This is a genomic window from Ruegeria sp. BI12, from assembly GCF_056537985.1.
Window position 1 is genome coordinate 149,918 of record NZ_JBQFSL010000001.1, and the last position, 22,136, is coordinate 172,053.

The window sequence follows — 22,136 nt, forward strand, 5'->3', positions numbered from 1 at the left end:
GCGAGCCGACTGGATGGCGGTCGCGCATCCATCGGTGATGTGTTCAGGCAGGTTCGAGAATGGGTCTCAGGAACGGTCTGCCTGAAGGGTTTTCGCTACAATCATAAAAGCCCTCCTGTGGCTACCTGTCTGAGTAAAGTGAGAGGTTGGACATCGACCCAAGCGGGGCTCGTTGTGGCTGCTTCCTTCCGGACCTGACCAGGTTGGCGAGGCGCTCGCCCGCGCCAACCTCTCGAATTTCGATATAGGGAAGGCACGCGGAAATGACAACCCGTCACAGTGAGAGTTGAACGTGCAGAAACCCTTCGGCGTCTGTTCCGGCCAGCTTTGGGTGGAACTCGGCAATCTCTGCGATGTGAAACCGTGCTTTTGGGCCGGTCTTTAACAGGGCAGACGAACCAGGCATAGGTTTAAAGCTGAAAGGACAGGGACCCTGGCCCAACGATTCTGAAGGTTGCGCACCAGACAGATGGTCCTTCAACGCGCGTTGGATCGGCAGGGCCGGAACGTTGATGGGTTCGGCGTCGTCGATGAACGGAAAATGCCCGCCACCGCTGGCCCGATAGTTGTTTAATGCAACGACAAAACGCTGTTCTGCCGCCACTGCGCATCCGTCAAAACGAATGTCCGAGACGCGCCAGCTTTCTGGATTCTCAATTCCTCCGCTCGCGTTGAACCGCGGTGGTATGCTCAGGTCGATCACGTAGCTTAGCCCGAACAGCACGTCGAAATTGTGCCCGGCCCTGTCAGGATTGACCAATTCGTTTTGCGCGCCCGGCTTTATCTGATTGAAGACCCCTGCCGACATTTCAAGCCAATCCCTGATGTGCTCTCCTGTTAGCTCCACCGCGCGAAGTTCGTTTGGAAATATGTTCAGGTCGGCCACGTGCCGCATCCGCATCACGCCTGCCGGAATATCTGTATAAAACCGAGACCCGGAGCGACCACCGAATTTCGAAGGCGCAACAGCGGACAGCAAGGGTAAAGCTTCTTGCGGTGTTCCCTTGAGCTTTCGGCGCACCGCCGAAGCTTGCGCTGCAGCCACGATTGCAAGCCCGTGATCCTTGGCGCAAAAGCTGAAATAGCTGTGCAGGTGCTGATCCGTGCGCCCAATCGGTTCCTCGGCCCGTTTGCGCGTGGTGGAATGCGCATCTGAAAACAGCGCCACCAGCGACGGGTCTTCGGGGGGCGGTTTGGAACCGGATATTGGGCGCAACTCAGAACGTTGCGCAGCGACCGACCAGCCCATTTCCTGCGTGGAGGTCAGTTTCAGATCAATTACACCAAGGTATGATCCGGCAGATCCCGCCATGACTACAGGTGTTCCATGTACCATCCCGCTAGTTGCATCGACATGTTCCAACCCAGCATGAGATTTCCCAGGCAAGGTCAAGTGCGTATGCCCGGCAATGATGGCGTCGATACCCTCAATAGCGGCAAGCGGGATGATCGCATTTTCCAGATTGGGCGCGGGGTCGGCAGACCCCAGCCCGGTATGGGCAAGCGCGACGATCACGTCGCAGCCGCAGGACATAAGCTTGGACACCATTTCCTGTGCGCAGGGCAAGATGTCATCTATCCAGACATCTTGGTCCAGCCGATGAGATTCCCATTTCCGAGTCTGCGGCGGCACGACCGAAAAGATGCCAACCGTTATTGAATCTTGGTGCCCCTCGATCTCAATTTGGCGAGTTAGAACCGCCTGCTTCTTCCAGGTGGTGTTGTCGCCCAGCCGATGAACATTGCTGCAAACCACCGGGCAGGGCGCCTGCGAAAGGATGCGGTCCAGAACTTTTCTGTCGAACCCGAAATCGTGATTGCCCAACCCGATCGCATCATATTCCAGCAATCCAAAGGCCTGCATCAGCACATGCGGCTCATCCAATTGGTTGGCGGCCAGATCCCCAATCGGTGTTCCTTGCAGCGAATCGCCATTATCAAAAAGCAAAATGATTGCGCCTTCCGCCTGCGCTTCCGCCCGCGCTTCCCGGATCAGGCTTGCGGTTCGAGTCAGGCCTATCGTGGGTTCAGGGGCATCAGAGTAGTAATCAAAACTCCTCAGGTTCATGTGAAGATCCGTAGTGGCCAGAATCCGGACCCGCACGGTCTGCGAAGGCAGAGGAAGGGAAGTTTTCAAATTTCTACTTTTGGCAGTTTTATCTTAGTCATTTTCAACAAAAAGGTTAATCAACCCGAAATGCAAGGAATAGCTGCGCCCATTCGAAGCCGGTCCATGATTTTGGACGTGAATTACCGTTGCAACCGCTTGGCCGACATGGCAGCCCTGTGCGGACAAGCCTAAGGATAACTTATGAAAAATGCAGAATATGTGACGTTTGGTGGCTCGGGGCTGGATCGCGCGGCGCATATTCGTGGTGATGCAGAGGCGGTCGCACGCGCGCGGACCCATCCGGATGCAAAATGCCTGCTGCTATGGCACGGCAAGGTTTTGGTCCAGGGTGATGCGCTGGATCGGCTGGGGTTGATCGCAATGTCGCACAATCTGGTCGAAAGCGGGCCAGGGGGGGCTGTCGAGCAGCCCGTTTTTCTTGGGTTGACAGACGACTCGCCGGTGTTTGCGTCTGATATTTCGGGCTGGACGGCTGACGGGCTGGACGTGTCCGGTGTCGGGGCTTTTATCGACAAAACAGAGCAACAGCACCCCGATTTGCCAGGCGGCTTTGTCTTTGCCGAACTGCGCCGGATCATGACACGTTTGTCAGCGCGCGACGCCGAATTGGCTGCCACGGCCAAGGCGGTGATCGGCTGGCACGAAACGCATCGGTTTTGCGCCCGGTGCGGTGCAGCCAGCGAACTGGTACAGGCCGGATGGCAACGCAGTTGTCCGTCATGCGGCGGACAGCATTTTCCGCGCACCGATCCGGTTGTCATCATGTTGATTACCCATGGCGATTCCGTTCTGATGGGGCGTTCGCCGGGCTGGCCGGAAGGGATGTATTCGTTGCTGGCTGGGTTTGTTGAGCCGGGTGAAACGCTTGAGGCCGCAGTCCGGCGGGAAGTGATGGAAGAAGCCGGGGTGCCCGTGGGTGGGGTCAGTTACCTGTCCAGCCAACCCTGGCCGTTTCCGGCTTCGTTGATGTTCGGCTGCGCCGGTGTGGCGCTGTCGCGAAATATCACCATCGACCCGGTTGAAATCGAAGATGCAATGTGGGTTACCAAATCCGAGATGATGCAGGCCTTTGCGGGTGAACATCCCGTTTTGCTGCCCGCCCGCAAGGGTGCGATTGCGCACTTTCTTTTGCAAAACTGGCTTGCGGATACGTTGGACTGACAAAATACTGAGCTGAAAAGCGAGAGAACCCCGAACCACAATGCAGTTTACAGTGCGCGAAGATATCGAAGCTCCCATCAACTCGGTGTTCGAAATGGTGGCCGATTTTGACCGTTTCGAACGGATCGCAATGCGGCGAGGGATCGACGTGCGGCGGATGTCGGGCGACATGGGCGTTGTTCCGGGCACCAGTTGGGAGACGGAATTCAGGCTGCGCGGAAAGCCGCGTCAGATTTCCGTACAAATGGCCGAGTGCGACCCGCCTTCGCTGATGCGGTTCGAAGCCACAAGCAAGGGGATGAATGGGATCACCACGGTCGAGTTTTTGGCGCTTTCCCAACGCCGTACACGTCTGAGCGTTGATATGTCCCTTTCGGCCAAATCCCTGCCTGCACGGCTACTTTTGCAATCGCTCAGGCTTGGGCAATCCAGATTTCGGCGGCAGTTTCAGATGCGTCTGACCGAGTTCGCACGGGAAATGGAACAACGCCATATTCATGGTGGCTGACGGCCCGTAGTTGTGAAGGAAGCGAGATGGATAGCATAACAATCCGCGAGGCGGTTTTGACGGATGCTCAGGGTATCTCGGATGTGTTGCAAGACATCGCAGCGTCAGGAAAGCGCAATAAACGCTGCGACGTTGATTTCGCCCGGGAGCATTATGTGGCCGATCCGGATCGAATAAGGTGTTCCGTGGCCGTTCAGGGCGATCAGGTCCTGGGATTTCAGTCGCTGAAATGGGCGATAGAAAACAACCCTTACGGCGCACCCGTCGGGTGGGGCGTCATTGGAACTCATATCCGCCCGTCTGCTGCCCGGCGCGGTATCGGGCGCGCCCTGTTTCGCGCAACGCTTTTGGCGGCGCAGGAAAGCGGCCTTTCAGCCATTGATGCAACCATATCGCCCACAAACACCGAAGGTTTGGCCTATTATTCAGCGATGGGCTTTGTTGATTACCGGCAGCACGACGGTGCCCGGTGCAAAAGCTATTCCGTGACCTGAGGCCGAGACGCCCTAACCCCGAGGCTGAGCGGCTGGGTAAACACCCAAAATCTCGACGTTGGTGGTGAAATGTTCCAGCTCTTCCATAGCCAGCTGAACATTCCGGTCGTCTGGGTGGCCCACAATATCGGCGTAAAACTGGGTCGCGGTGAACGAACCATCGATCATGTAGCTTTCCAGCTTGGTCATGTTGATGCCGTTGGTCGCAAATCCGCCCATCGCCTTATAAAGCGCGGCTGGAATATTGCGCACCTGAAACACAAAACTGGTGATCATGCCGTGTTCACCCCGGCGGGTCGTATCGGCCTGCTTAGACATCACCAGAAAGCGCGTGGTGTTGTTGTCGCGGTCTTCGATATTCCGGGCAAGAACGTTCAGGCCATAAATCTCGCCTGCCAACTCGCTGGCCAATGCTGCTGAGTGTACCTCGCCTTGCTCCGCAACCTCGCGCGCGGCCCTAGCATTGTCGGGGCTGACGCGCCCTTTGATGTTGTGCTCTTTCAGAAAACCGGCGCATTGCGGCAGCAGTACCAGATGCGAATGCGCCTCGGTGACGTCGTCAAGCTTGGCCCCAGGCACGGCAAGAAGGTTGATGTGAACGCGCACGAACGCTTCTTCGATGATGTGCAACCCGCTGTGAGGCAGCAAGCGGTGGATATCCGCTACCCGTCCATATGTAGTGTTTTCAACCGGTAGCATCGCCAGTTCGGCATCGCCCGCGCGCACCGATTCGATCACATCTTCGAAAGTTCGGCAGGGCAGGACCTCCATGCCGGGGCGGGCATTGCGGCAGGCCTCGTGGCTGTAGGCACCGGGTTCACCCTGAAATGCAATACGTTTGGTCATTTGGTCGATTCCGTGCAACAAGTTCGATAATTGGGCGTTTAGTCGCGGTGTCTATACCTTGCCTCTTGTCAGGGGAAGCCTTAGACACCCCGCAGACAGCTGAAATGGACTCGCGATCAATGTTCGACACGATGACAGTTACCAAGGCCGCAGCAGGCCTGTTTGGCACCTTCCTGGTGCTGCTTCTGGCCAAATGGGGCGCCGAAGGTCTTTACCACGCAGATGGTCATGGCGAGACAGCCTCGTATATTATCGAAACCGAAAGCTCTGGTGAAAGCGCTGACGGCGAAGAAGTGGTGTTCGAAGATATGCTGGCTGCCGCAGACCCGGAAAAAGGCGCCAGAGTTTTCCGTAAGTGTACCGCTTGCCACAAGCTGGAAGATGGCGCGAACGGAACCGGCCCGTACCTGTATGCAATCGTGGATCGCCCTGTCGCTTCGGCCAAAGGTTTCACAGGCTATTCAGCCTCGATGCAGGCGCATGGTGGCAATTGGACACCCGAAGCGCTGGACGCGTTCCTCGAGCGCCCAAGTGCATATATCTCGGGTACTTCCATGAGCTTTGCCGGTCTGAAAAAACCGCAAGACCGGGCAGATTTGATTGCCTATCTGCAGACAATCAACTGATCTTCCGCTCAGTTGAGACGTATTCGAAAGCCGCTGCCCCGTGCAGCGGCTTTATTTTTTGTCTAAGTAAATCTTCACAAAGTGTTCACGCAGTCTAAACTTGAAACAGGCAGTGCTGGTCTTATAGCTGGCGCAAACAATATTAAGACGTCAACGACCAGGGGATGAGCAACATGAAATCCAATCGAGTTACCGCTTTAGCGCGAACAAAGGATTTCGGACGCATATTTCATATACTGGCTTTGGGGGCGTTGTTGTGTGCTGCTGCTGCGTCACAGCTGTTTGCTGAAGAAAAGATCATAAAATCACACGGGTTTTCAGAATTCGGTGATCTGAAATACCCCGAAGGCTTTGCGCATTTTGACTATGTGAACCCGGATGCGCCACGCGGTGGCGAACTGTCCTATGCGGCGCAGGGCACGTTCGACAGTTTTAATCCATACACTCGGCAGGGCCGGGCAGGTGCGCGATCGGCAGACCACTATGAAAGCCTGCTGATTCCGTCTTATGACGAACCTGCAGCATATTATGGCCTACTCGCCGAAAGTCTCGAATACCCCGAGAGTTATGAGTGGGTGATCTTCAATATTCGCCCCGAGGCGCGGTTTTCTGACGGTACACCTGTGACGGCTGAGGACGTGGTGTTTTCCCATAATCTGCTTTTGGACCAGGGGTTGAAATCTTATGCCGACGCAATTCGCCAACGGATACCCAAGGCCGAGGCGCTGGATACCCATCGTGTAAAGTTCTACTTCTCGCCAGATTTCCCCCGCAGAGGCCGGATATCCCAAGTTGGGGCCACATCGATTTTCTCAAAGAAGTGGTTCGAAGAAGATCCCGAAAATCGTCGACTGGACAAGTCTCGGTTGGATCCGGGCATCGGCTCGGGGCCATATGTTCTGGACAGTTATGACATCAACCGACGCATCGTTTACAAACGTAACCCCGACTATTGGGGCGATGACGTCAATGTGAACGTGGGCCGCAACAACTTTGACACCATCCGCGTCGAGTATTTCGCCGACTCCATTGCTGCGATGGAAGGGTTCAAGGCGGGTACATTTACGCTTCGACAGGAAAACAACTCAAAAAGTTGGGCAACGGCCTATGATTTCCCGGCAATTGCGAATGGCTCTGTGGTGCGGGCTGAACTGGCAGACGGAAATGTGCCGACGGCGTCGGGCTTCATCATGAACCTTGACCGGCCAAAGTTTCAGGACCCTCGTGTTCGCGAAGCTATTCAGCTGGCGTATAACTTCGAATGGACAAATGAGAGCCTACAATATGGATTATTCCAGCAGCGCAGCTCTTTCTGGGAAGGAACGCATCTTGAGGCGACCGGCTTGCCCGAAGGACGCGAGCTCGAGGTGTTGCAAGAGCTGGGCGACGCGCTGGATCCCGCCATCCTGACCGAGGAACCGGTCTCAGCGCACGAATCCCGGGCCGCCCGCCAAAATGACCGTGGCAACTTGCGCAAGGCGATGAAACTGTTGGACGAAGCTGGCTGGCTCGTAGGGGATGACGGCATTCGCCGCAACGACAAGGGCGAGGTGCTTTCCATTGCATTTCTGTCCGACCAGCCAACGCTGGACAGGCTCATTCAACCTTTCGTCGCTAATTTGCGGGCAATGGGGATTGATGCAAGTTACAACCGGGTGGACAACGCCCAGTTCACCCTGCGCCGCCGGGACCGTGATTTCGATATGATTGTTGGCGGGTACCCCAGGTCGCTGCAGCCGTCGACAGGGTTGTATCAGCAATTCGGAACCGAAGCGGCCTCATACTCGGTCTTCAACCCGTCGGGTGTGCATGGCCCGGACATCGAACCGCTGATCGACAACATCGCATCCGCCGAAGACAGCGAAGAGCTGTTCGCCAACGTTCGGGCGCTGGATCGCGTCCTGCGCGCCAAGCGGATCATGGTTCCCACTTGGTATCTGGGTAAACACTGGGTTGCCTACTGGGATATGTACGAATACCCGGAAAACCTGCCGCCTTATGCTTTGGGTGTCGAAGACCTCTGGTGGATCAATGAAGAAAAAGAAGCCGAGTTGAAATCCTCTGGCGCCTTGAGGTAATCCGCCCCCATGGGAGCATATATTCTTAGACGCTTGTTGCTGGTCATCCCAACCTTGCTTGGGATCATGATCGTCAACTTCACGCTGGTTCAGTTTGTTCCCGGCGGTCCGATTGAACAGATTATCGCCCAGATGGAAGGCGGCGGAGACGTGTTCGAAGGGATTGCCGGCGGCGGCAGTGATATCGAGCAACAAACCGGTGGCACAAACGACCGCTACATCGGTGCGCGTGGCCTTCCGCCAGAGTTTATTGAAGAACTGGAGAAGGAATTCGGTTTCGATAAACCGCCGGTCGAGCGATTCCTCGACATGATGGGCAATTACCTGACGCTGGACTTTGGTGAGAGTTATTTTCGCTCGATCAGTGTGATTGATCTGGTGTTGGAAAAAATGCCGGTTTCGATTTCGCTGGGCCTTTGGTCGACGTTAATCGCTTATCTGGTGTCGATCCCGCTGGGCATTCGCAAGGCGATCAGGGACGGCTCGACATTCGACACCTGGACCAGTGGCGCGATCATTGTTGCCTACGCAATCCCCGGTTTCTTGTTTGCGATCCTGCTGCTGGTGCTGTTTGCCGGTGGATCTTATTGGCAGATATTCCCGCTCCGGGGGCTGACCTCGGACAATTGGGACAGTCTCAGCCTGTTTGGCAAGATCGTCGACTATTTCTGGCACATTGCGTTGCCGATCATCGCACTGACGATCTCAGCTTTTGCGACACTGACTCTGTTGACCAAGAACTCGTTTCTGGACGAGATCAAAAAACAATATGTCATGACCGCCCGCGCCAAGGGGCTGAGCGAAAGCAAAGTTTTGTACGGCCATGTGTTCCGCAACGCGATGCTGATTGTGATCGCAGGTTTCCCTGCTGTTTTCATCGGCGTGTTCTTCGGGGGGTCGATCATTATCGAGACGATCTTCTCGCTCGACGGACTTGGCCGTCTGGGGTTCGAGGCTGCAGTCGCCAGGGACTACCCTGTGATCTTCGGCACCCTGTTCATTTTTGGCCTGATGGGGCTGGTTGTCGGCATCATCAGCGACTTGATGTATGTGCTGGTCGACCCGCGCATCGACTTCGAAAAGCGGGAGGGGTAAATGGCACTTTCCCCCCTTAACCAACGCCGCTGGCGCAATTTCCGGCGTAACGGACGCGCGTTCTGGTCGCTGTTGATCTTTTCGGTTCTTTTTGGCCTGTCGCTGTTCGCCGAATTCATCGCTAACGATAAACCGATCCTCGTTAAGTACCGGGGCGAGTTCTACACGCCGATCTTCAACTTCTACCCTGAGACCGAGTTTGGCGGAGATTTCCAGACCGAAGCCATCTATCGCGACCCCGAGGTCCAGTGCCTGATCGACAGCGGTGGTATTGAAGACTGTTTCGACGACCCCGAGGGGATCATCGATGAGATCAAAGCCGGGACTTTTCAGGCCGAAGGGTTCGAGCGCGGCTGGTCCATCTGGCCGCTGATCCCGTATTCGTTCAACACCAGCGTTGACCGGCCGGGCGCTGCGCCATTGCCACCCAACGGGCAAAACCTGCTGGGCACGGACGACACCAAGCGCGACGTTCTGGCCCGCGTGATCTATGGCTTCCGCCTTTCGATTCTGTTCACACTCATGGTCACGGGTGTGGCCAGTCTGATTGGCATATTCGCCGGGGCCATTCAGGGCTTTTTCGGCGGCTGGCTGGACCTGATTTTCCAACGGATCATCGAGATCTGGTCAGCAACGCCATCGCTTTACGTGATCATCATCATGTTCGCCATTCTGGGCCGAAGTTTCTGGCTGCTGGTGGCGCTGATGATCCTGTTCAGTTGGACCGGGCTTGTGGGCGTCGTGCGTGCCGAATTCCTGCGGGCGCGAAATCTGGAATATGTGCGCGCAGCCCGTGCGCTGGGCGTCGGTAACATGACGATAATGTTCCGTCACATGCTGCCAAACGCGATGGTCGCCACGCTGACTTTCATGCCTTTCATCGTTACGGGTACCATCGGTGGTCTGGCCTCACTGGATTTCCTCGGCTTTGGCCTTCCGTCTTCGGCCCCGTCACTGGGAGAGTTGACCTTGCAGGCCAAACAGAACCTGCAGGCCCCTTGGCTGGCATTTACCGCCTTTTTCACCTTTGCCATCATGTTGTCGCTGCTGGTCTTCATCTTCGAAGGCGTCCGCGATGCGTTTGATCCCAGAAAGACGTTCTCATGAGCCTGCTGGATGTGAACAACCTCAAGGTCTCGTTCCGGCAGGACGGGCAGGTGAGCGCTGCGGTTAAAGGTGTGTCCTTTACCGTGGACCGGGGTGAAACGGTTGCTCTGGTAGGCGAATCCGGGTCAGGTAAATCGGTTACTGCACTGTCGACCGTGTCTTTGCTGGGTGAAAGCGCAATAGTCGAAGGCTCGGTCACTTATGATGGGCAAGAGATGATCGGCGCATCCGAGCAGCGGCTCATGGATGTGCGCGGCAACGACATCAGTTTCATCTTTCAGGAGCCGATGACCTCGCTTAACCCACTGCACACGATCCAGAAGCAGATGGCGGAGTCGCTGGCCCTGCACCAGGGTTTGACAGGCGACGCGGCGCGCGACCGTATTGTCGAGTTGCTGACGAAGGTTGGGATTCGCGACCCCGAGGAACGTTTAGACAGCTATCCGCACCAGTTGTCAGGCGGGCAGCGCCAGCGCGTCATGATCGCCCTGGCGCTTGCCAACAAGCCCGATATCCTGATCGCGGATGAGCCGACGACAGCACTGGATGTTACCATTCAGGCGCAGATCCTCGAACTTCTGGCCGAGCTTCAGAAGTCCGAGAACATGGGGATGCTGTTCATCACGCACGATCTGGGGATCGTGCGCCGCATCGCGGACCGCGTTTGCGTTATGAAGGACGGCGAGATTGTCGAGTCGGGTGCAACGCTCGAGATTTTTGACAACCCGCAACACCCTTACACTCGTAAGCTGCTGGCGGCGGAACCTTCTGGTCACCCCGATCCCGTAGCGCCTGATGCCGAAGAGGTTGCGCGCACCGATCATCTGAAGGTCTGGTTTCCAATTCAGCGCGGCTTCCTGAAGCGTACAGTTGGCCATGTGAAGGCCGTGAATGATGCCACGCTCAGTGTACGCGCCGGTGAAACCCTGGGTATTGTGGGCGAAAGTGGATCGGGTAAGACAACGCTGGCGCTGGCGATCATGCGATTAATTGCGTCTGAAGGTGAGATAACGTTCCGCGATCAGGACGTGCGCAGATGGTCGACGCGAGAGTTGCGGCGGCTGCGCAAGGACATGCAGATCGTGTTTCAGGATCCGTTCGGCAGCCTCAGCCCGCGGATGACCTGCCAGCAGATCATTGCCGAAGGGTTGGCGATCCACAAAGTGGATCCGCACCGCTCGCCACGCGAGCTGGTGTCCGAAGTGATGATTGAGGTGGGCTTGGACCCAGCCGCGATGGACCGTTACCCACACGAATTCTCAGGCGGGCAACGACAGCGTATCGCAATTGCGCGCGCTATGATCCTAAGGCCCAAGCTGTTGGTTCTGGATGAACCGACCAGTGCCCTGGATATGACGGTGCAGGTGCAGATCGTCGATCTGCTGCGCGATCTTCAGCGGAAATACGGGCTGGCTTATCTGTTTATCAGCCACGATCTGAAAGTCGTGCGCGCCATGTCGCACAACGTGATCGTCATGCGAAATGGTGACGTGATCGAAATGGGATCGGCCGATGACCTGTTTGAAAATGCGCAGACGGATTACACCCGCGAGCTGATTGCGGCGGCGGGCTGAAGATAGCCCGCCTCAAAGTTTCAAGCGCTGGCTTTTTCACGAGAGGCGGATTTTGGAACTGGTCCGCGAAGCTCTTCGTAGTGATCGAATTGCAGTTTTACCCAACCGGTACCGCGCGTAGCGCTGGCAAGGGTGCGGTGCAACTCGTCCTCGGCCACGGCCGGAAGCTGGGCGTTGAATATCTCCCAGCCCGAGGCGTTCGGATTGCCTTCAAAACCCAACACCTGCCCCTGCAGCGAACTGATTGTCGGCACCAGATCGCCCACGAAATCCGAGGGTAGGTGGATTTCAGCGTTGAGGATAGGTTGGAGGACCACCGGCTTTGCCTGTGGCAGCGCCTCTCGCACAGCATTCTTGCCTGCCGTGCGGAACGCATAGTCTGAACTGTCAACGTTATGGTGCTTGCCGTCGCTTAGGGTGACTTTGACATCCACAACCGGGAACCCTTCGGGTCCCTGGGTCAACGCATCCTTGGCACCGTGTTCGACCGACGGGATATAGTTTTTGGGTACAGCGCCCCCTTTGACGATTTCATTGAACTCGAACCCGGCCCCGCGCGGTGCAGGTGCGATCGAGATCACCACATCGGCAAACTGACCCGCGCCGCCGGATTGCTTGCGGTGGCGGTGGCGATGCTCGAAGGGTGCGCGGATAGTCTCGCGGTAGGCTGTTTCGACGGCTTCTGTCTCGATCTCGATCCCGAAGTCTTCGGCCAGTTTGGCGCTGACGCGGCGCATATGTTGTGGCCCTTGGGAACCCAAAACGGCGTGGCCGCTTAGTTCGTCGTGTTCCAGATGTAAGCCGGGGTCGATTTCGACCAGACGAGACAACGCGTTGGACAGACGCACATCGTCGCGCTCATGGGCTGGGGAAACAACCTGTCGATGGGCTGCCGGGTGCGAGGACGCCCATTCGGGCAACGCAGTCGCTTCGGCGCTATCATAAAGATTTCCGGGGTTTAGGTGGTCGGATTTAACGGCCAGCCCTATTTGTCCGGCTTCCAGTTCCGGGATTTGGGTCTTGGCATCCAGTGTCGTCAGGTTACCAACCGTTTCCCCGCCCAGGGCTTCATGCGCTTTGACGCCTTTGCCAAGACCGCGCAGGACGATGATCTTTCCGATATGCTTTTTGACATCCGCGAATCCGGCAATGGCACGTGCGTCTTCGGCGGCTTCGTCCCGCCCGGCAGCGATATCGAATTCGGGGGCTTCGTGGCGCAGTGCCTTCATCAAACGTGTTAGCCCGTTTCCGTGGCTTGCCGATCCAAGACAGGCCGGGATTAACTGGTGGTTCTGCAGGACTTGCGCGGCCAAATCGAAGATCTCCTCGCTGGGTGGCTGCTTGTCCTCGATCAGTTGTTCCAGCAGGTGATCATCAAAATCCGAAAGCGTCTCCAGCAATTCGGTCCGGGCTTCTTGTTCCCGGTCTTCGACGGACTGGGGAAGTTCGATCAGGGCCGAGGGTTGCCCCTCCTGATACTTCCATGCCCGTTCCGAAATCAGATCGACCGCGCCAACGATTGCCTCACCATCGCGGATCGGAACCTGCCGCAGGGCGATGTGGTGCGTGCAATAGGTTTGCAAGGCGGCGATGATGTCACGGATGCGGCCATTGGGGCTGTCCATGCGGTTGATGAACAGAAAGCAGGGGATCCCTGCCTCTTCCACCAGCCGCAGATACGGGGCGCAAAGAACGGCAGCATCAGGATCAGGCGGTACCACCACGACAGCGGCGTCAGAGATTGCCATAGCCGGTCCGACATAAGCCAGCGTATCGCCGCCGCCATCCACGTCGATGGCACACCAGGGTTCGCCCAAATAAGAAAAACCGTGCAAATGCACGGTTCCGGATACGTCGAATGTGGTTGGCCGGCCATCAAGGCGGCTGATGGCCTCGACCAGAGATGTTTTGCCCGATTGGCTGGGGCCGAGGACGGTAAAAACGCGCATGGATGCTGTCCCTCTTTCAGGTTGCAGAACGGCTGCACGAAAAGGGTTGTCGAACGCGAATGCGCCGGCACGGACTGTCTGATATTCTGCCTGCCTCAGGCGCGGGCGGATTACCACCCGCCCGTTGAGTGTGGGGAAAACCCACCCTTCACGTCAAGTCCTGTCCTGTCGAAGCGTCAGATCGCCGAACTGTGTCCCGCCTTGCTCAGGTCATATGCGTCAAAACTGCGTGCGATCATTCTTGTCAGTGCGCGCGCTTCGAGTGGGATGAACAGACCGTCTTCCGAAACGTTCAGCAAGCCGTCGAAGGTTGCGTCAGCGGCCTCATACATGTCCTGCAATTCGGTGGCGGTGATGTCGTGGTCGCGCAGAATCTCGGCCGTGCTAATGCGGAAGTCGCACATCAACGCTTCGATCAACCGCGCGCGCAGGACGTCTTCACCTTTGAACAAGTGCCCGCGCGATATTGAGAACCGACCTTCGCGGATCGCCTTGGTGTGCGCCGATGTGGCCGGTGCGTTCTGGGCGTAGCCTTGCGGGAACCGCGATATTGAGCTGGCCCCGATACCGATCAGAACGTCAGATTGATCGTCAGTGTAGCCCTGAAAGTTGCGCTTGAGCCTTCCTGCGTTCAGTGCGTGGGTTAGACCGTCATCTTGCGTGGCAAAGTGGTCAATCCCGATCTCGGCGTAATTGTCCCACAAGAAAAGGCGCCGGGCCGTATCGAACAAGTCCAGGCGGTCCTCGGGTGTGGGCAGTGCGTCAGTCGGAATCAGCTGTTGCCTCTTGGCCATCCACGGCACGTGGGCGTATCCATACAGCGCCACTCGATCCGGGCTGAGCGACAACAATTTCTGTACGCTCTCGGTCATCTTTGCCTTGGTCTGATGTGGCAGGCCATAAAGAATATCGGCGTTCAGGCTTGCGATACCGCGGGTCCGGATCATTTCGATGGCTTGACGCGTGGTGTCGTAGCTTTGAATACGCCCGATGGTTTTCTGGATATCGTCGTCAAAATCCTGCACTCCGACCGAGGCACGGTTCATGCCCGCTTCGGCCAATGCGTCCAGACGGGCTTCATCGATCTCATTGGGGTCGATTTCGACCGAGAATTCGGCATCCGGACCCAAGGGCACAATTTCAAGAATTCGAGCCGCCAGATCGCGCATCAGATCGGGGTTAAGCAGGGTGGGGGTGCCACCACCCCAATGCAGGCGCGATAGGGTCACCCCCTCGGGAAGATGGGCGGCCAGCAGGTCCAACTCGGCCTTCAGGACATCCACATAGGCGATCACCGGGTTGTCGGTTTGGGTGCCTTGCGTGCGACAGGCGCAGAACCAGCACAGTCTGCGACAGAACGGTACGTGGACATACAGCGACACGGAACTGCCCGGCTTGATCCCGGAAATCCAGTCGCCAAAAAGACTTGGCCCCACATCGTTGCTGAAATGCGGGGCGGTGGGATAGCTTGTGTAACGCGGGACTTTCGCGTCAAATAGTCCAAGCTTTGATAATTGCGGTTTCACTATCATAGCGATACCGTTAAGGCACGGCCGTCTACGAAACCTTGACTGAGATCAAGTGAAAGCGCGAACGATGCTAAAAGCACAGATTGATCATACCAATTGTTCCGAATGCCCCATTCGGCATCGCGCCGTCTGTGCGCATTGTGATGCCAATGAGTTGGAAGAGCTTGAAGGCATTAAGTATTACCGTAGCTTCGAAGCTGGCCAGACAGTCATCTGGTCGGGTGATCAGATGAACTTTGTAGGTTCTGTCGTATCGGGAATCGCCTCGTTGACCCAGACGATGGAAGATGGGCGAACCCAGATGGTTGGCCTGTTGCTGCCCAGCGATTTCGTCGGTCGGCCGGGCCGTGATTCTGCGCCTTATGATGTGCAGGCCACAACTGATCTGGTCATGTGCTGTTTTCGCAAGAAGCCATTCGAACAACTGATGAACGACACGCCCCATATTGCGCACCGGCTGCTTCAGATGACGCTGGATGAACTGGATGCCGCGCGCGAGTGGATGTTGGTGCTGGGGCGCAAGACTGCGCGTGAAAAGATTGCAAGCCTGCTGTCGATTATTGCACGGCGCGACGCTTCGATTGTGCCAAAAGCAAAACCCGGCCCGATCGTATTTGATCTTCCGTTAACGCGAGAGGCCATGGCGGATTATCTGGGACTGACGCTTGAAACCGTAAGCCGCCAAATTTCGGCCCTGAAGAAAGAGGGCATCATTGAACTGGAAGGCAAACGCCACGTGACGATCCCAGATATGCGGCGTCTGATGGACGAGGCCGGCGACGACTCGGATGGCGGCTTTCTGATTTAAGCCTATCCTGCTGCCTGCAGCCGTGATTTACTGAATTCGTGAATGAACCACGCAGGAGTAAGGCATGGAATTCAGTAGCATTTTGGCAATGCTGGTCATCGGTGCGATCGCCGGGTGGCTTTCGGGAAAAATTATGGAAGGCCGCGGGTTCGGCCTGATCGGAAACATCATAGTCGGGATCGTGGGCGCCTTTCTTGCAGGTCTGATTTTCCCGGCGCTGGGCTTTTCGGTTGGCGGTGGCGTGTTTTCGTCAATACTCTTCGCAACCATCGGCGCGGTCATACTGTTGTTTGTGATTGGTCTCATAAAACGCGCCTAGGCCATCCGTCTAAACGGATGGCCCTGAATAGGAAACACGTCCGGTCAGTGTGCCAGAAAAACTGGGACTGAGGCTTGTTCCAGCATGTTGCGGGTTGCACCACCCAGAATGGCTTCGCGGAACCTTGAATGGCCATATGCACCCATAACGATCATGTCCGCCTCGCAGTCGGCAGCGTGCCTGTTCAGGATGTCTGAGACACGGGTCATGGTTTTGCTGAGCACATCAATCTCACATTTGGCCCCATGACGGGCCAACATCTGCGACAGTAATCCACCGGGGTCAGAGCGGTCGGGGCCGTGGCGCGGCGGGTCGATGACGACAATCCGAACCAGATCGGCTTGTATCAGGAAAGGCAGGGCGCATCGGATGGCGCGCATGGCTTCGACACTTTCGTTCCACCCGATCAACACAGTACCGGGGCGCTCAAACGGCGCTGCATTGTCGGGTGTGACCAGAATTGGCGCGTGACCCTCGAACATGGCGGCTTCGACAATTGGTTCGGCCTCGGCGCTGCGGTCTTTGCCATAAGGTTTGGGCAGGACAACCAGATCCGAGAACCGGGCACGATGCGCCACGTGCCGACCAATATCGGCGATCTGAGCGACCCCGCTTTCGGCAGACCAGCGAATACCGGATTTGCCCATGTAATCCTGAGTCTGCGTCAGCAGTTCGTCGGCGTCTGCGTTGGCACGGCTCAGCGTTTCTTGCAGGACCAGAGCATTTGCACCTGCGTAATAATAGCCCGCTTGGCTGCGATCGACGCCAAGGCACAGTGCTTCGGCGTGCGCATCCTGTGCATTTGCCAGTGCAACCATTTGCGCCAAGGCTGATTGTGATTGTCCCGAGTCCGTTACGACTGTGAGAAGAGATTTGTACGCCATTTTGACCTCTTGTCTTCAGGGCTAAGTGGCATGCGGCCATGCAACTCAGTCTAAGGCTTAGGATTGTCACAGATTTCGGGCTATTGTCTTGATACAGATCAAAGCGAGGTTGGCCGCTGTCCGACAAAACAACGGCCAGTCAAAAGGGTTCCGCGACAAATAAGAATCGCGCGGGGCATGGCAAAGGGACGCAATATGTCAAATTACATCAAGCTGATCGTGCTTGGTCTGATCGCGATATTCGCGGCGATCGGAACCAATTACGCACGCGATTTGGCGTATCAGGTGCATGCAATTCTGGTGATGCTGATCGCCGGTGGTTTGTTCATCTGGACGCTGAGAAATACAGATGAGCCAGATATCCTCGTCGACCGTTCGGCCGAGTACATGGATGACGTGATCCGCTATGGCGTGATCGCAACCGCCTTTTGGGGTGTTGTGGGGTTCATCGCGGGTACCTTCATCGCCTTTCAGTTGGCCTTTCCGGCGCTGAACTTCGAATGGGCGCAGGGTTATCTTAACTTTGGCCGTTTGCGTCCGTTGCACACCTCGGCTGTGATTTTTGCCTTTGGTGGTAACGCGCTGATCGCGACGTCTTTCTATGTGGTCCAGCGTACAAGCGCCGCGCGCTTGTGGGGCGGCAATCTGGCGTGGTTCGTGTTCTGGGGCTATCAGCTGTTCATCGTACTGGCCGCGACCGGCTACGTTCTTGGCGGGACCCAATCTAAGGAATACGCCGAGCCCGAATGGTACGTTGACCTGTGGCTGACCATCGTCTGGGTGGCTTATCTGGCCGTGTTCCTGGGTACGATCGTCAGACGGAAAGAGCCCCACATCTACGTGGCGAACTGGTTCTATCTGGCGTTCATCGTGACCGTCGCCATGCTGCACTTGGTCAACAACATGACCATCCCGGTCAGCGTTTGGGGTTCGAAGTCAGTCATCGTCTGGTCGGGCGTACAAGACGCCATGATCCAGTGGTGGTACGGCCACAACGCCGTCGGCTTCTTCCTGACCGCAGGCTTCCTGGGCATGATGTACTACTTCATTCCGAAACAGGCCGAGCGTCCGGTATTCAGCTACAAGCTGTCGATCATCCACTTCTGGGCGCTGATCTTCCTGTATATCTGGGCCGGTCCGCACCACCTGCATTATACCGCGCTGCCGGATTGGGCGTCGACGCTGGGCATGGTGTTCTCGATTATCCTGTGGATGCCGTCCTGGGGTGGTATGATCAACGGTCTGATGACCCTGTCGGGCGCGTGGGACAAGCTGCGTACCGACCCGGTTATCCGGATGATGGTGATCTCGGTCGGCTTCTACGGCATGTCCACGTTTGAGGGGCCGATGATGTCGATCCGTGCCGTGAACTCGCTGTCGCACTATACCGACTGGACCATTGGTCACGTGCACTCCGGGGCGCTGGGCTGGAACGGCATGATCACCTTTGGTGCGCTGTACTTCCTTGTGCCTGTCCTGTGGAAACGTGAGCGTCTGTATTCACTGCAGATGGTCAGCTGGCACTTCTGGCTCGCCACAATCGGCATCGTGCTCTACGCCGCGTCGATGTGGGTCACCGGTATCATGGAAGGTCTGATGTGGCGTGAAGTAGATGCAAACGGCTTCCTGGTGAATTCGTTCGCCGACACCGTGGCTGCCAAGTTCCCGATGTACGTGGTGCGTGCTTTGGGTGGCGTCATGTTCGTCGCTGGCGCGGTGATCATGTGCTACAACCTGTGGATGACTGTGCGGAAAGCGCCGGCCAAAGAGGCCAGCCTGACCGTCGCGGTCCCGGCTGAATAGAGGGAGGGCCGGAGCAATGGCAATTCTCGACAAACATAAGATCCTCGAGACCAACGCGACCCTCCTGCTGATCTTCAGCTTTCTGGTCGTGACCATCGGTGGCATCGTTCAGATCACCCCGCTGTTCTATCTTGAGAACACCATCGAGAAGGTGGAGGGCATGCGTCCTTACACCCCTCTCGAAATGGCGGGCCGTGACATCTACATCCGCGAAGGCTGCTATACCTGCCACAGCCAGATGATCCGCCCGATGCGGGACGAGGTCGAACGCTATGGCCACTACTCGCTGGCGGCCGAGTCGATGTACGACCACCCGTTCCAATGGGGGTCCAAACGTACCGGACCTGATCTGGCCCGCGTGGGTGGTCGCTATTCCGACCAGTGGCACGTGGATCACCTTCGTGACCCGCAGTCTGTGGTGCCGGAATCGGTGATGCCAAAATATGGCTTCCTCGAGCATCGCAAGATCGACGGCAAGTATATCGGTGACGTCATGGCTGCGAATGCGGTTGTGGGCACGCCCTATACCGAAGAAATGCTGGCAAATGCGCAGGCGGATTTCCGAGCGCAGGCCGACCCGGACAGCGACTATGACGGTTTGCTGGAACGGTACGGTGACAAGGTCAGTGTTCGTAACTTCGACGGTCAGCCCGAGCTGACCGAGGCCGATGCGTTGGTTGCATACCTGCAGATGCTGGGAACGTTGGTCGATTTCTCGACCTTCACCCCGGACCCGAGCCGCTAAAGGAGGGTGTAATGGAAGAATACACATTCCTGAGGCAATTCGCGGATAGCTGGATGCTGTTGCTGCTGTTTGCCTTCTTTGTTGGCATCGTGATCTGGGTGTTCCGCCCCGGTTCCAGCAAGGAATACAAGGACACCGCCAACATCCCGTTCCGGCACGAAGATGCCCCAGCACCCCTCAAGGGTGACGAAACAGCTGCGCCCCGTGGGGGCGACAAACCCGCCACATCCAAGGAGGCGCGGCAATGAGCAAGATACCTGAAAAACAGCCGGGCGATCCGAATACCACGGGCCACAGCTGGGACGGCATCGAGGAATTCGATAATCCGATGCCACGTTGGTGGCTGTGGACCTTTTACGTCACGATCATCTGGGGTGTGATCTACACGATCATGTATCCGGCCTGGCCGCTTGTTCAATCCGCAACTGCTGGCGTTCTTGGCTGGTCTTCCCGAGAATTGGTGCAGGAAGAGATCGTTTCTTTCGAAGAGGCCAACGCTCCCTGGAACGCCAAGCTGGTTGAAACCTCGCTGGGGGACGTCTCGAAGGATCCCGAGCTGCAGCAATACGCGGTCAACGCGGGCGGTGCGGTGTTCCGGACATGGTGCGCGCAGTGCCACGGTTCGGGCGCGCAAGGTGCGCCGGGGTTCCCGAACTTGCTGGACGACGCATGGCTCTGGGGTGGTTCGCTTGAAGATATCGAGACCACCATTGCCTATGGTATCCGTAACGAGGAAAGCGACGACGCGCGCTATTCCGAAATGCCAGCCTTTGGCGAAATCCTCGAGAAAGAGGAGATCACTCAGGTCGTACAGTACGTCATGTCGCTGACCAATGCGCAGACGGACGATGCGGCAGCGCAGGCTGGCAAGGTCGTCTTTGAGGACAATTGTTCCTCTTGCCATGGTGAAGACGGCAAGGGCGACGTCACCCAGGGTGCTCCAAACCTGACCGACGCGATCTGGCTATACGGCGGCAGCCAGGAAGCCCTGACCGAAACGGTAACCAACAGCCGCTTTGGTGTGATGCCTCCTTGGGAAAATCGCCTGACCGATGCGCAAATCCGCGCGGTGACTGCCTATGTCCACCAACTGGGTGGTGGGCAGTAACCGAAAAAGAATACCTTCGGACGGTTCACCGTCCGAAGGTTGAGGCACCGGCTGTTCCATCTGTTCGCGCGTTTCCTGAACAGCCGGTGCTGCCTCTACATTACAAATCACTGCCAAGACGGTCCAGACACGGGATCTGGTTTGTTAATCGCATTGCGAAAAACTGGCTCGTTTGCATTCCTTCCACCAATGGTTTTCCGGCAACCAACGCTGTTTGCGTGTGTTGCTGTGATCCGGTGATTTCATTTCGCTCTGCTCATTTGTCTGAGTGGCGATCATGAATGATCGTGCGAGGATTGAGAGCATCTGACCTCTCCTGAGCTTTGTTTCATCTGATATCAGGATTGATTCTCCGGCCGCAAAATGCGACTCAATTAGCATTCCAATATGTAATCAGGGCTTACATATGAACTGGTTGGAAATGCCGCCGCTTGCCGCGCTCAGGGCTTTCTCTGCATTTGCTGAAACACGAAATGTTGTGGAGGCGGGTAATTCACTGAATGTTAGCCACGCTGCCATCAGTCAGCAGTTGCGCGCGCTTGAGAAACACCTTGGGCTTGCTTTGTTGGACCGGTCCGGCAAGGCCATGACTCTTACACTTGAAGGCGAAAAATTGGCCCGCGCGTTGCACCTTGGGTTTGGCGCGATTGGTGATGCAGTGGCGGAACTGACGCAATCCAAAAAGGATCGCCCGGTTCATGTCTCTTTGACATCTTCCTTCGCCGCGTCCTGGCTGATGCCCCGCTTACCTGCCTTTCAGGCTAAACACCCGGATATCCAGCTTGCGTTGGATCCGTCGCCCGCGCTGGTCAATCTGGACCCCGGCGGGGTCGACGTGGCCATCCGCTATGGTGTGGGCGATTGGCCCGGTGTCCGTTCGAAGTTGTTGCTGCAAAGCCCGATGGTGATCGTCGCCGCCCGCAATTTGCTTGGTGACAAAACATCATGGACGCCGGACGAACTGAGCCAACTACCGTGGCTTGAGGAATTTGGCACCACCGAGGCGACCAATTGGCTGGCCCGGCGTGGTGTTGGGCACAGGCCAAGTGCCGGGCGGATTTCACTGCCGGGCAATCTGCTTTTGGAAGGGTTGCGCGCGGGGCAGGGCGTAACCGTCACGGCGCGGCATTTTGTCGAACACGACATCACGTCGGGTCAAATCGTTGAACTGTTTAGGGAACCGGAAAATAGCGGATATCACCTTGTTACAGGCGACTTTCCTTTGCGTCCGGCCGCTAAAACTTTTGTTGGGTGGCTCAGGCGGCAAGCTGATAGGATGTGACAAAAGGTGTCTGCACGATGCGCTTTTGACCCATGTCAAAGTGACTACCTTTATGATCTGGAAGAAGACGCCGTGATATAGCTACATCT

20 protein-coding genes and 1 other RNA gene are annotated in these 22,136 nt (G+C 56.8%); 15 read left to right on the plus strand and 6 right to left on the minus strand.

The genetic code is table 11. From position 1 onward, the window contains the following. Positions 1 to 136: 136 nt before the first annotated feature. Positions 137 to 235: signal recognition particle sRNA small type (gene ffs / locus ACR0AK_RS00795), an RNA gene on the minus strand. A gap of 39 nt (positions 236 to 274) precedes the next feature. Next, positions 275 to 2,137, minus strand: a complete 1,863-nt coding sequence (locus tag ACR0AK_RS00800) for a bifunctional 2',3'-cyclic-nucleotide 2'-phosphodiesterase/3'-nucleotidase (protein ID WP_480792063.1) — start codon at positions 2,135 to 2,137, stop codon at positions 275 to 277. Between the two features lie 174 nt (positions 2,138 to 2,311). Here ACR0AK_RS00800 and nudC point away from each other — a divergent pair, with 174 nt between their 5' ends. Genes nudC through ACR0AK_RS00815 form a run of 3 tightly spaced genes read left to right on the plus strand, consistent with a single transcriptional unit; the run spans position 2,312 to position 4,294 of the window. Next, on the plus strand, positions 2,312 to 3,292 hold the full coding sequence (gene nudC / locus ACR0AK_RS00805) for an NAD(+) diphosphatase (protein WP_480792064.1): 981 nt from the start codon (positions 2,312 to 2,314) through the stop codon (positions 3,290 to 3,292). A gap of 40 nt (positions 3,293 to 3,332) precedes the next feature. Then, on the plus strand, positions 3,333 to 3,800 hold the full coding sequence (locus ACR0AK_RS00810) for an SRPBCC family protein (RefSeq protein ID WP_480792065.1): 468 nt from the start codon (positions 3,333 to 3,335) through the stop codon (positions 3,798 to 3,800). A gap of 26 nt (positions 3,801 to 3,826) precedes the next feature. Beyond that, a complete protein-coding gene (locus ACR0AK_RS00815; protein WP_480792066.1) occupies positions 3,827 to 4,294 on the plus strand; it encodes an N-acetyltransferase family protein in 468 nt (155 codons plus the stop codon). Between the two features lie 12 nt (positions 4,295 to 4,306). Here the strand turns inward: ACR0AK_RS00815 and ACR0AK_RS00820 are convergent, their stop codons facing one another. Continuing rightward, positions 4,307 to 5,140, minus strand: a complete 834-nt coding sequence (locus ACR0AK_RS00820; RefSeq protein ID WP_480792067.1) for a prephenate dehydratase — start codon at positions 5,138 to 5,140, stop codon at positions 4,307 to 4,309. 119 nt (positions 5,141 to 5,259) lie between these two features. Here ACR0AK_RS00820 and ACR0AK_RS00825 point away from each other — a divergent pair, with 119 nt between their 5' ends. From ACR0AK_RS00825 to ACR0AK_RS00845, 5 genes are all read left to right on the plus strand, one after another. After that, positions 5,260 to 5,766: a c-type cytochrome gene (locus tag ACR0AK_RS00825; RefSeq protein WP_170563764.1), complete on the plus strand. Its 507-nt coding sequence runs from the start codon at positions 5,260 to 5,262 to the stop codon at positions 5,764 to 5,766. 173 nt (positions 5,767 to 5,939) lie between these two features. Further along, on the plus strand, positions 5,940 to 7,844 hold the full coding sequence (locus ACR0AK_RS00830) for an extracellular solute-binding protein (RefSeq protein WP_480792068.1): 1,905 nt from the start codon (positions 5,940 to 5,942) through the stop codon (positions 7,842 to 7,844). A 9-nt stretch (positions 7,845 to 7,853) separates the two neighbouring features. Then, positions 7,854 to 8,939, plus strand: a complete 1,086-nt coding sequence (locus ACR0AK_RS00835; protein ID WP_170563335.1) for a microcin C ABC transporter permease YejB — start codon at positions 7,854 to 7,856, stop codon at positions 8,937 to 8,939. Then, complete coding sequence (locus ACR0AK_RS00840; protein WP_170563332.1) at positions 8,940 to 10,046, plus strand: ABC transporter permease; 1,107 nt, start codon at positions 8,940 to 8,942, stop codon at positions 10,044 to 10,046. Beyond that, positions 10,043 to 11,620: an ABC transporter ATP-binding protein gene (locus ACR0AK_RS00845; RefSeq protein ID WP_480792069.1), complete on the plus strand. Its 1,578-nt coding sequence runs from the start codon at positions 10,043 to 10,045 to the stop codon at positions 11,618 to 11,620. The genes ACR0AK_RS00840 and ACR0AK_RS00845 overlap by 4 nt, the downstream gene beginning before the upstream one ends. Before the next feature lie 20 nt (positions 11,621 to 11,640). On the opposite strand, the gene ACR0AK_RS00850 is transcribed toward ACR0AK_RS00845, so the two are convergent. Both ACR0AK_RS00850 and hemN read right to left on the minus strand, forming a co-directional pair. Further along, positions 11,641 to 13,569 carry an elongation factor G gene (locus tag ACR0AK_RS00850; protein ID WP_480792070.1) on the minus strand — a complete coding sequence of 643 codons (1,929 nt, stop codon included), beginning with the start codon at positions 13,567 to 13,569 and terminating at the stop codon, positions 11,641 to 11,643. A 176-nt stretch (positions 13,570 to 13,745) separates the two neighbouring features. Then, a complete protein-coding gene (hemN, locus tag ACR0AK_RS00855; protein ID WP_480792071.1) occupies positions 13,746 to 15,101 on the minus strand; it encodes an oxygen-independent coproporphyrinogen III oxidase in 1,356 nt (451 codons plus the stop codon). A 64-nt stretch (positions 15,102 to 15,165) separates the two neighbouring features. Between hemN and fnrL the strand changes: the two genes are divergently transcribed. Next, complete coding sequence (gene fnrL, locus ACR0AK_RS00860; RefSeq protein WP_170563319.1) at positions 15,166 to 15,906, plus strand: transcriptional regulator FnrL; 741 nt, start codon at positions 15,166 to 15,168, stop codon at positions 15,904 to 15,906. Between the two features lie 64 nt (positions 15,907 to 15,970). Further along, positions 15,971 to 16,225 (plus strand): GlsB/YeaQ/YmgE family stress response membrane protein, encoded by a 255-nt coding sequence (locus ACR0AK_RS00865; RefSeq protein ID WP_170563315.1) that lies wholly within the window; start codon positions 15,971 to 15,973, stop codon positions 16,223 to 16,225. 44 nt (positions 16,226 to 16,269) lie between these two features. Here the strand turns inward: ACR0AK_RS00865 and ACR0AK_RS00870 are convergent, their stop codons facing one another. Then, positions 16,270 to 17,109: a universal stress protein gene (locus ACR0AK_RS00870; protein WP_480792072.1), complete on the minus strand. Its 840-nt coding sequence runs from the start codon at positions 17,107 to 17,109 to the stop codon at positions 16,270 to 16,272. A gap of 195 nt (positions 17,110 to 17,304) precedes the next feature. Between ACR0AK_RS00870 and ccoN the strand changes: the two genes are divergently transcribed. The 5 genes from ccoN (at position 17,305) to ACR0AK_RS00895 (ending at position 22,047) form a co-directional block, all read left to right on the plus strand. Continuing rightward, on the plus strand, positions 17,305 to 18,912 hold the full coding sequence (gene ccoN / locus ACR0AK_RS00875) for a cytochrome-c oxidase, cbb3-type subunit I (protein ID WP_170563309.1): 1,608 nt from the start codon (positions 17,305 to 17,307) through the stop codon (positions 18,910 to 18,912). 16 nt (positions 18,913 to 18,928) lie between these two features. After that, the gene (gene ccoO / locus ACR0AK_RS00880; RefSeq protein ID WP_170417054.1) at positions 18,929 to 19,657 is read left to right on the plus strand and encodes a cytochrome-c oxidase, cbb3-type subunit II; all 729 of its coding nucleotides are present in this window, start codon (positions 18,929 to 18,931) and stop codon (positions 19,655 to 19,657) included. Between the two features lie 11 nt (positions 19,658 to 19,668). Next, positions 19,669 to 19,905: a cbb3-type cytochrome oxidase subunit 3 gene (locus ACR0AK_RS00885; RefSeq protein ID WP_170417052.1), complete on the plus strand. Its 237-nt coding sequence runs from the start codon at positions 19,669 to 19,671 to the stop codon at positions 19,903 to 19,905. Beyond that, the gene (gene ccoP / locus ACR0AK_RS00890) at positions 19,902 to 20,765 is read left to right on the plus strand and encodes a cytochrome-c oxidase, cbb3-type subunit III (RefSeq protein ID WP_480792073.1); all 864 of its coding nucleotides are present in this window, start codon (positions 19,902 to 19,904) and stop codon (positions 20,763 to 20,765) included. The genes ACR0AK_RS00885 and ccoP overlap by 4 nt, the downstream gene beginning before the upstream one ends. Before the next feature lie 406 nt (positions 20,766 to 21,171). After that, on the plus strand, positions 21,172 to 22,047 hold the full coding sequence (locus tag ACR0AK_RS00895; protein ID WP_480792074.1) for a LysR family transcriptional regulator: 876 nt from the start codon (positions 21,172 to 21,174) through the stop codon (positions 22,045 to 22,047). The last annotated feature ends 89 nt before the right edge of the window (positions 22,048 to 22,136 follow it).

Coding starts and splice junctions, on each gene's coding strand:
- ACR0AK_RS00845 (WP_480792069.1), top strand. CDS start 10,043: ATGAGCCTGCTGGATGTGAACAACCTCAAGGTCTCGTTCCGGCAGGAC.
- ACR0AK_RS00810 (WP_480792065.1), top strand. CDS start 3,333: ATGCAGTTTACAGTGCGCGAAGATATCGAAGCTCCCATCAACTCGGTG.
- hemN (WP_480792071.1), bottom strand. CDS start 15,101: ATGATAGTGAAACCGCAATTATCAAAGCTTGGACTATTTGACGCGAAA.
- ACR0AK_RS00895 (WP_480792074.1), top strand. CDS start 21,172: ATGAACTGGTTGGAAATGCCGCCGCTTGCCGCGCTCAGGGCTTTCTCT.
- ACR0AK_RS00840 (WP_170563332.1), top strand. CDS start 8,940: ATGGCACTTTCCCCCCTTAACCAACGCCGCTGGCGCAATTTCCGGCGT.
- ACR0AK_RS00870 (WP_480792072.1), bottom strand. CDS start 17,109: ATGGCGTACAAATCTCTTCTCACAGTCGTAACGGACTCGGGACAATCA.
- ACR0AK_RS00865 (WP_170563315.1), top strand. CDS start 15,971: ATGGAATTCAGTAGCATTTTGGCAATGCTGGTCATCGGTGCGATCGCC.
- ACR0AK_RS00830 (WP_480792068.1), top strand. CDS start 5,940: ATGAAATCCAATCGAGTTACCGCTTTAGCGCGAACAAAGGATTTCGGA.
- ACR0AK_RS00825 (WP_170563764.1), top strand. CDS start 5,260: ATGTTCGACACGATGACAGTTACCAAGGCCGCAGCAGGCCTGTTTGGC.
- ACR0AK_RS00835 (WP_170563335.1), top strand. CDS start 7,854: ATGGGAGCATATATTCTTAGACGCTTGTTGCTGGTCATCCCAACCTTG.
- ACR0AK_RS00850 (WP_480792070.1), bottom strand. CDS start 13,569: ATGCGCGTTTTTACCGTCCTCGGCCCCAGCCAATCGGGCAAAACATCT.
- ACR0AK_RS00820 (WP_480792067.1), bottom strand. CDS start 5,140: ATGACCAAACGTATTGCATTTCAGGGTGAACCCGGTGCCTACAGCCAC.
- ccoP (WP_480792073.1), top strand. CDS start 19,902: ATGAGCAAGATACCTGAAAAACAGCCGGGCGATCCGAATACCACGGGC.
- ACR0AK_RS00885 (WP_170417052.1), top strand. CDS start 19,669: ATGGAAGAATACACATTCCTGAGGCAATTCGCGGATAGCTGGATGCTG.
- ccoN (WP_170563309.1), top strand. CDS start 17,305: ATGTCAAATTACATCAAGCTGATCGTGCTTGGTCTGATCGCGATATTC.
- ACR0AK_RS00815 (WP_480792066.1), top strand. CDS start 3,827: ATGGATAGCATAACAATCCGCGAGGCGGTTTTGACGGATGCTCAGGGT.
- nudC (WP_480792064.1), top strand. CDS start 2,312: ATGAAAAATGCAGAATATGTGACGTTTGGTGGCTCGGGGCTGGATCGC.
- fnrL (WP_170563319.1), top strand. CDS start 15,166: ATGCTAAAAGCACAGATTGATCATACCAATTGTTCCGAATGCCCCATT.
- ccoO (WP_170417054.1), top strand. CDS start 18,929: ATGGCAATTCTCGACAAACATAAGATCCTCGAGACCAACGCGACCCTC.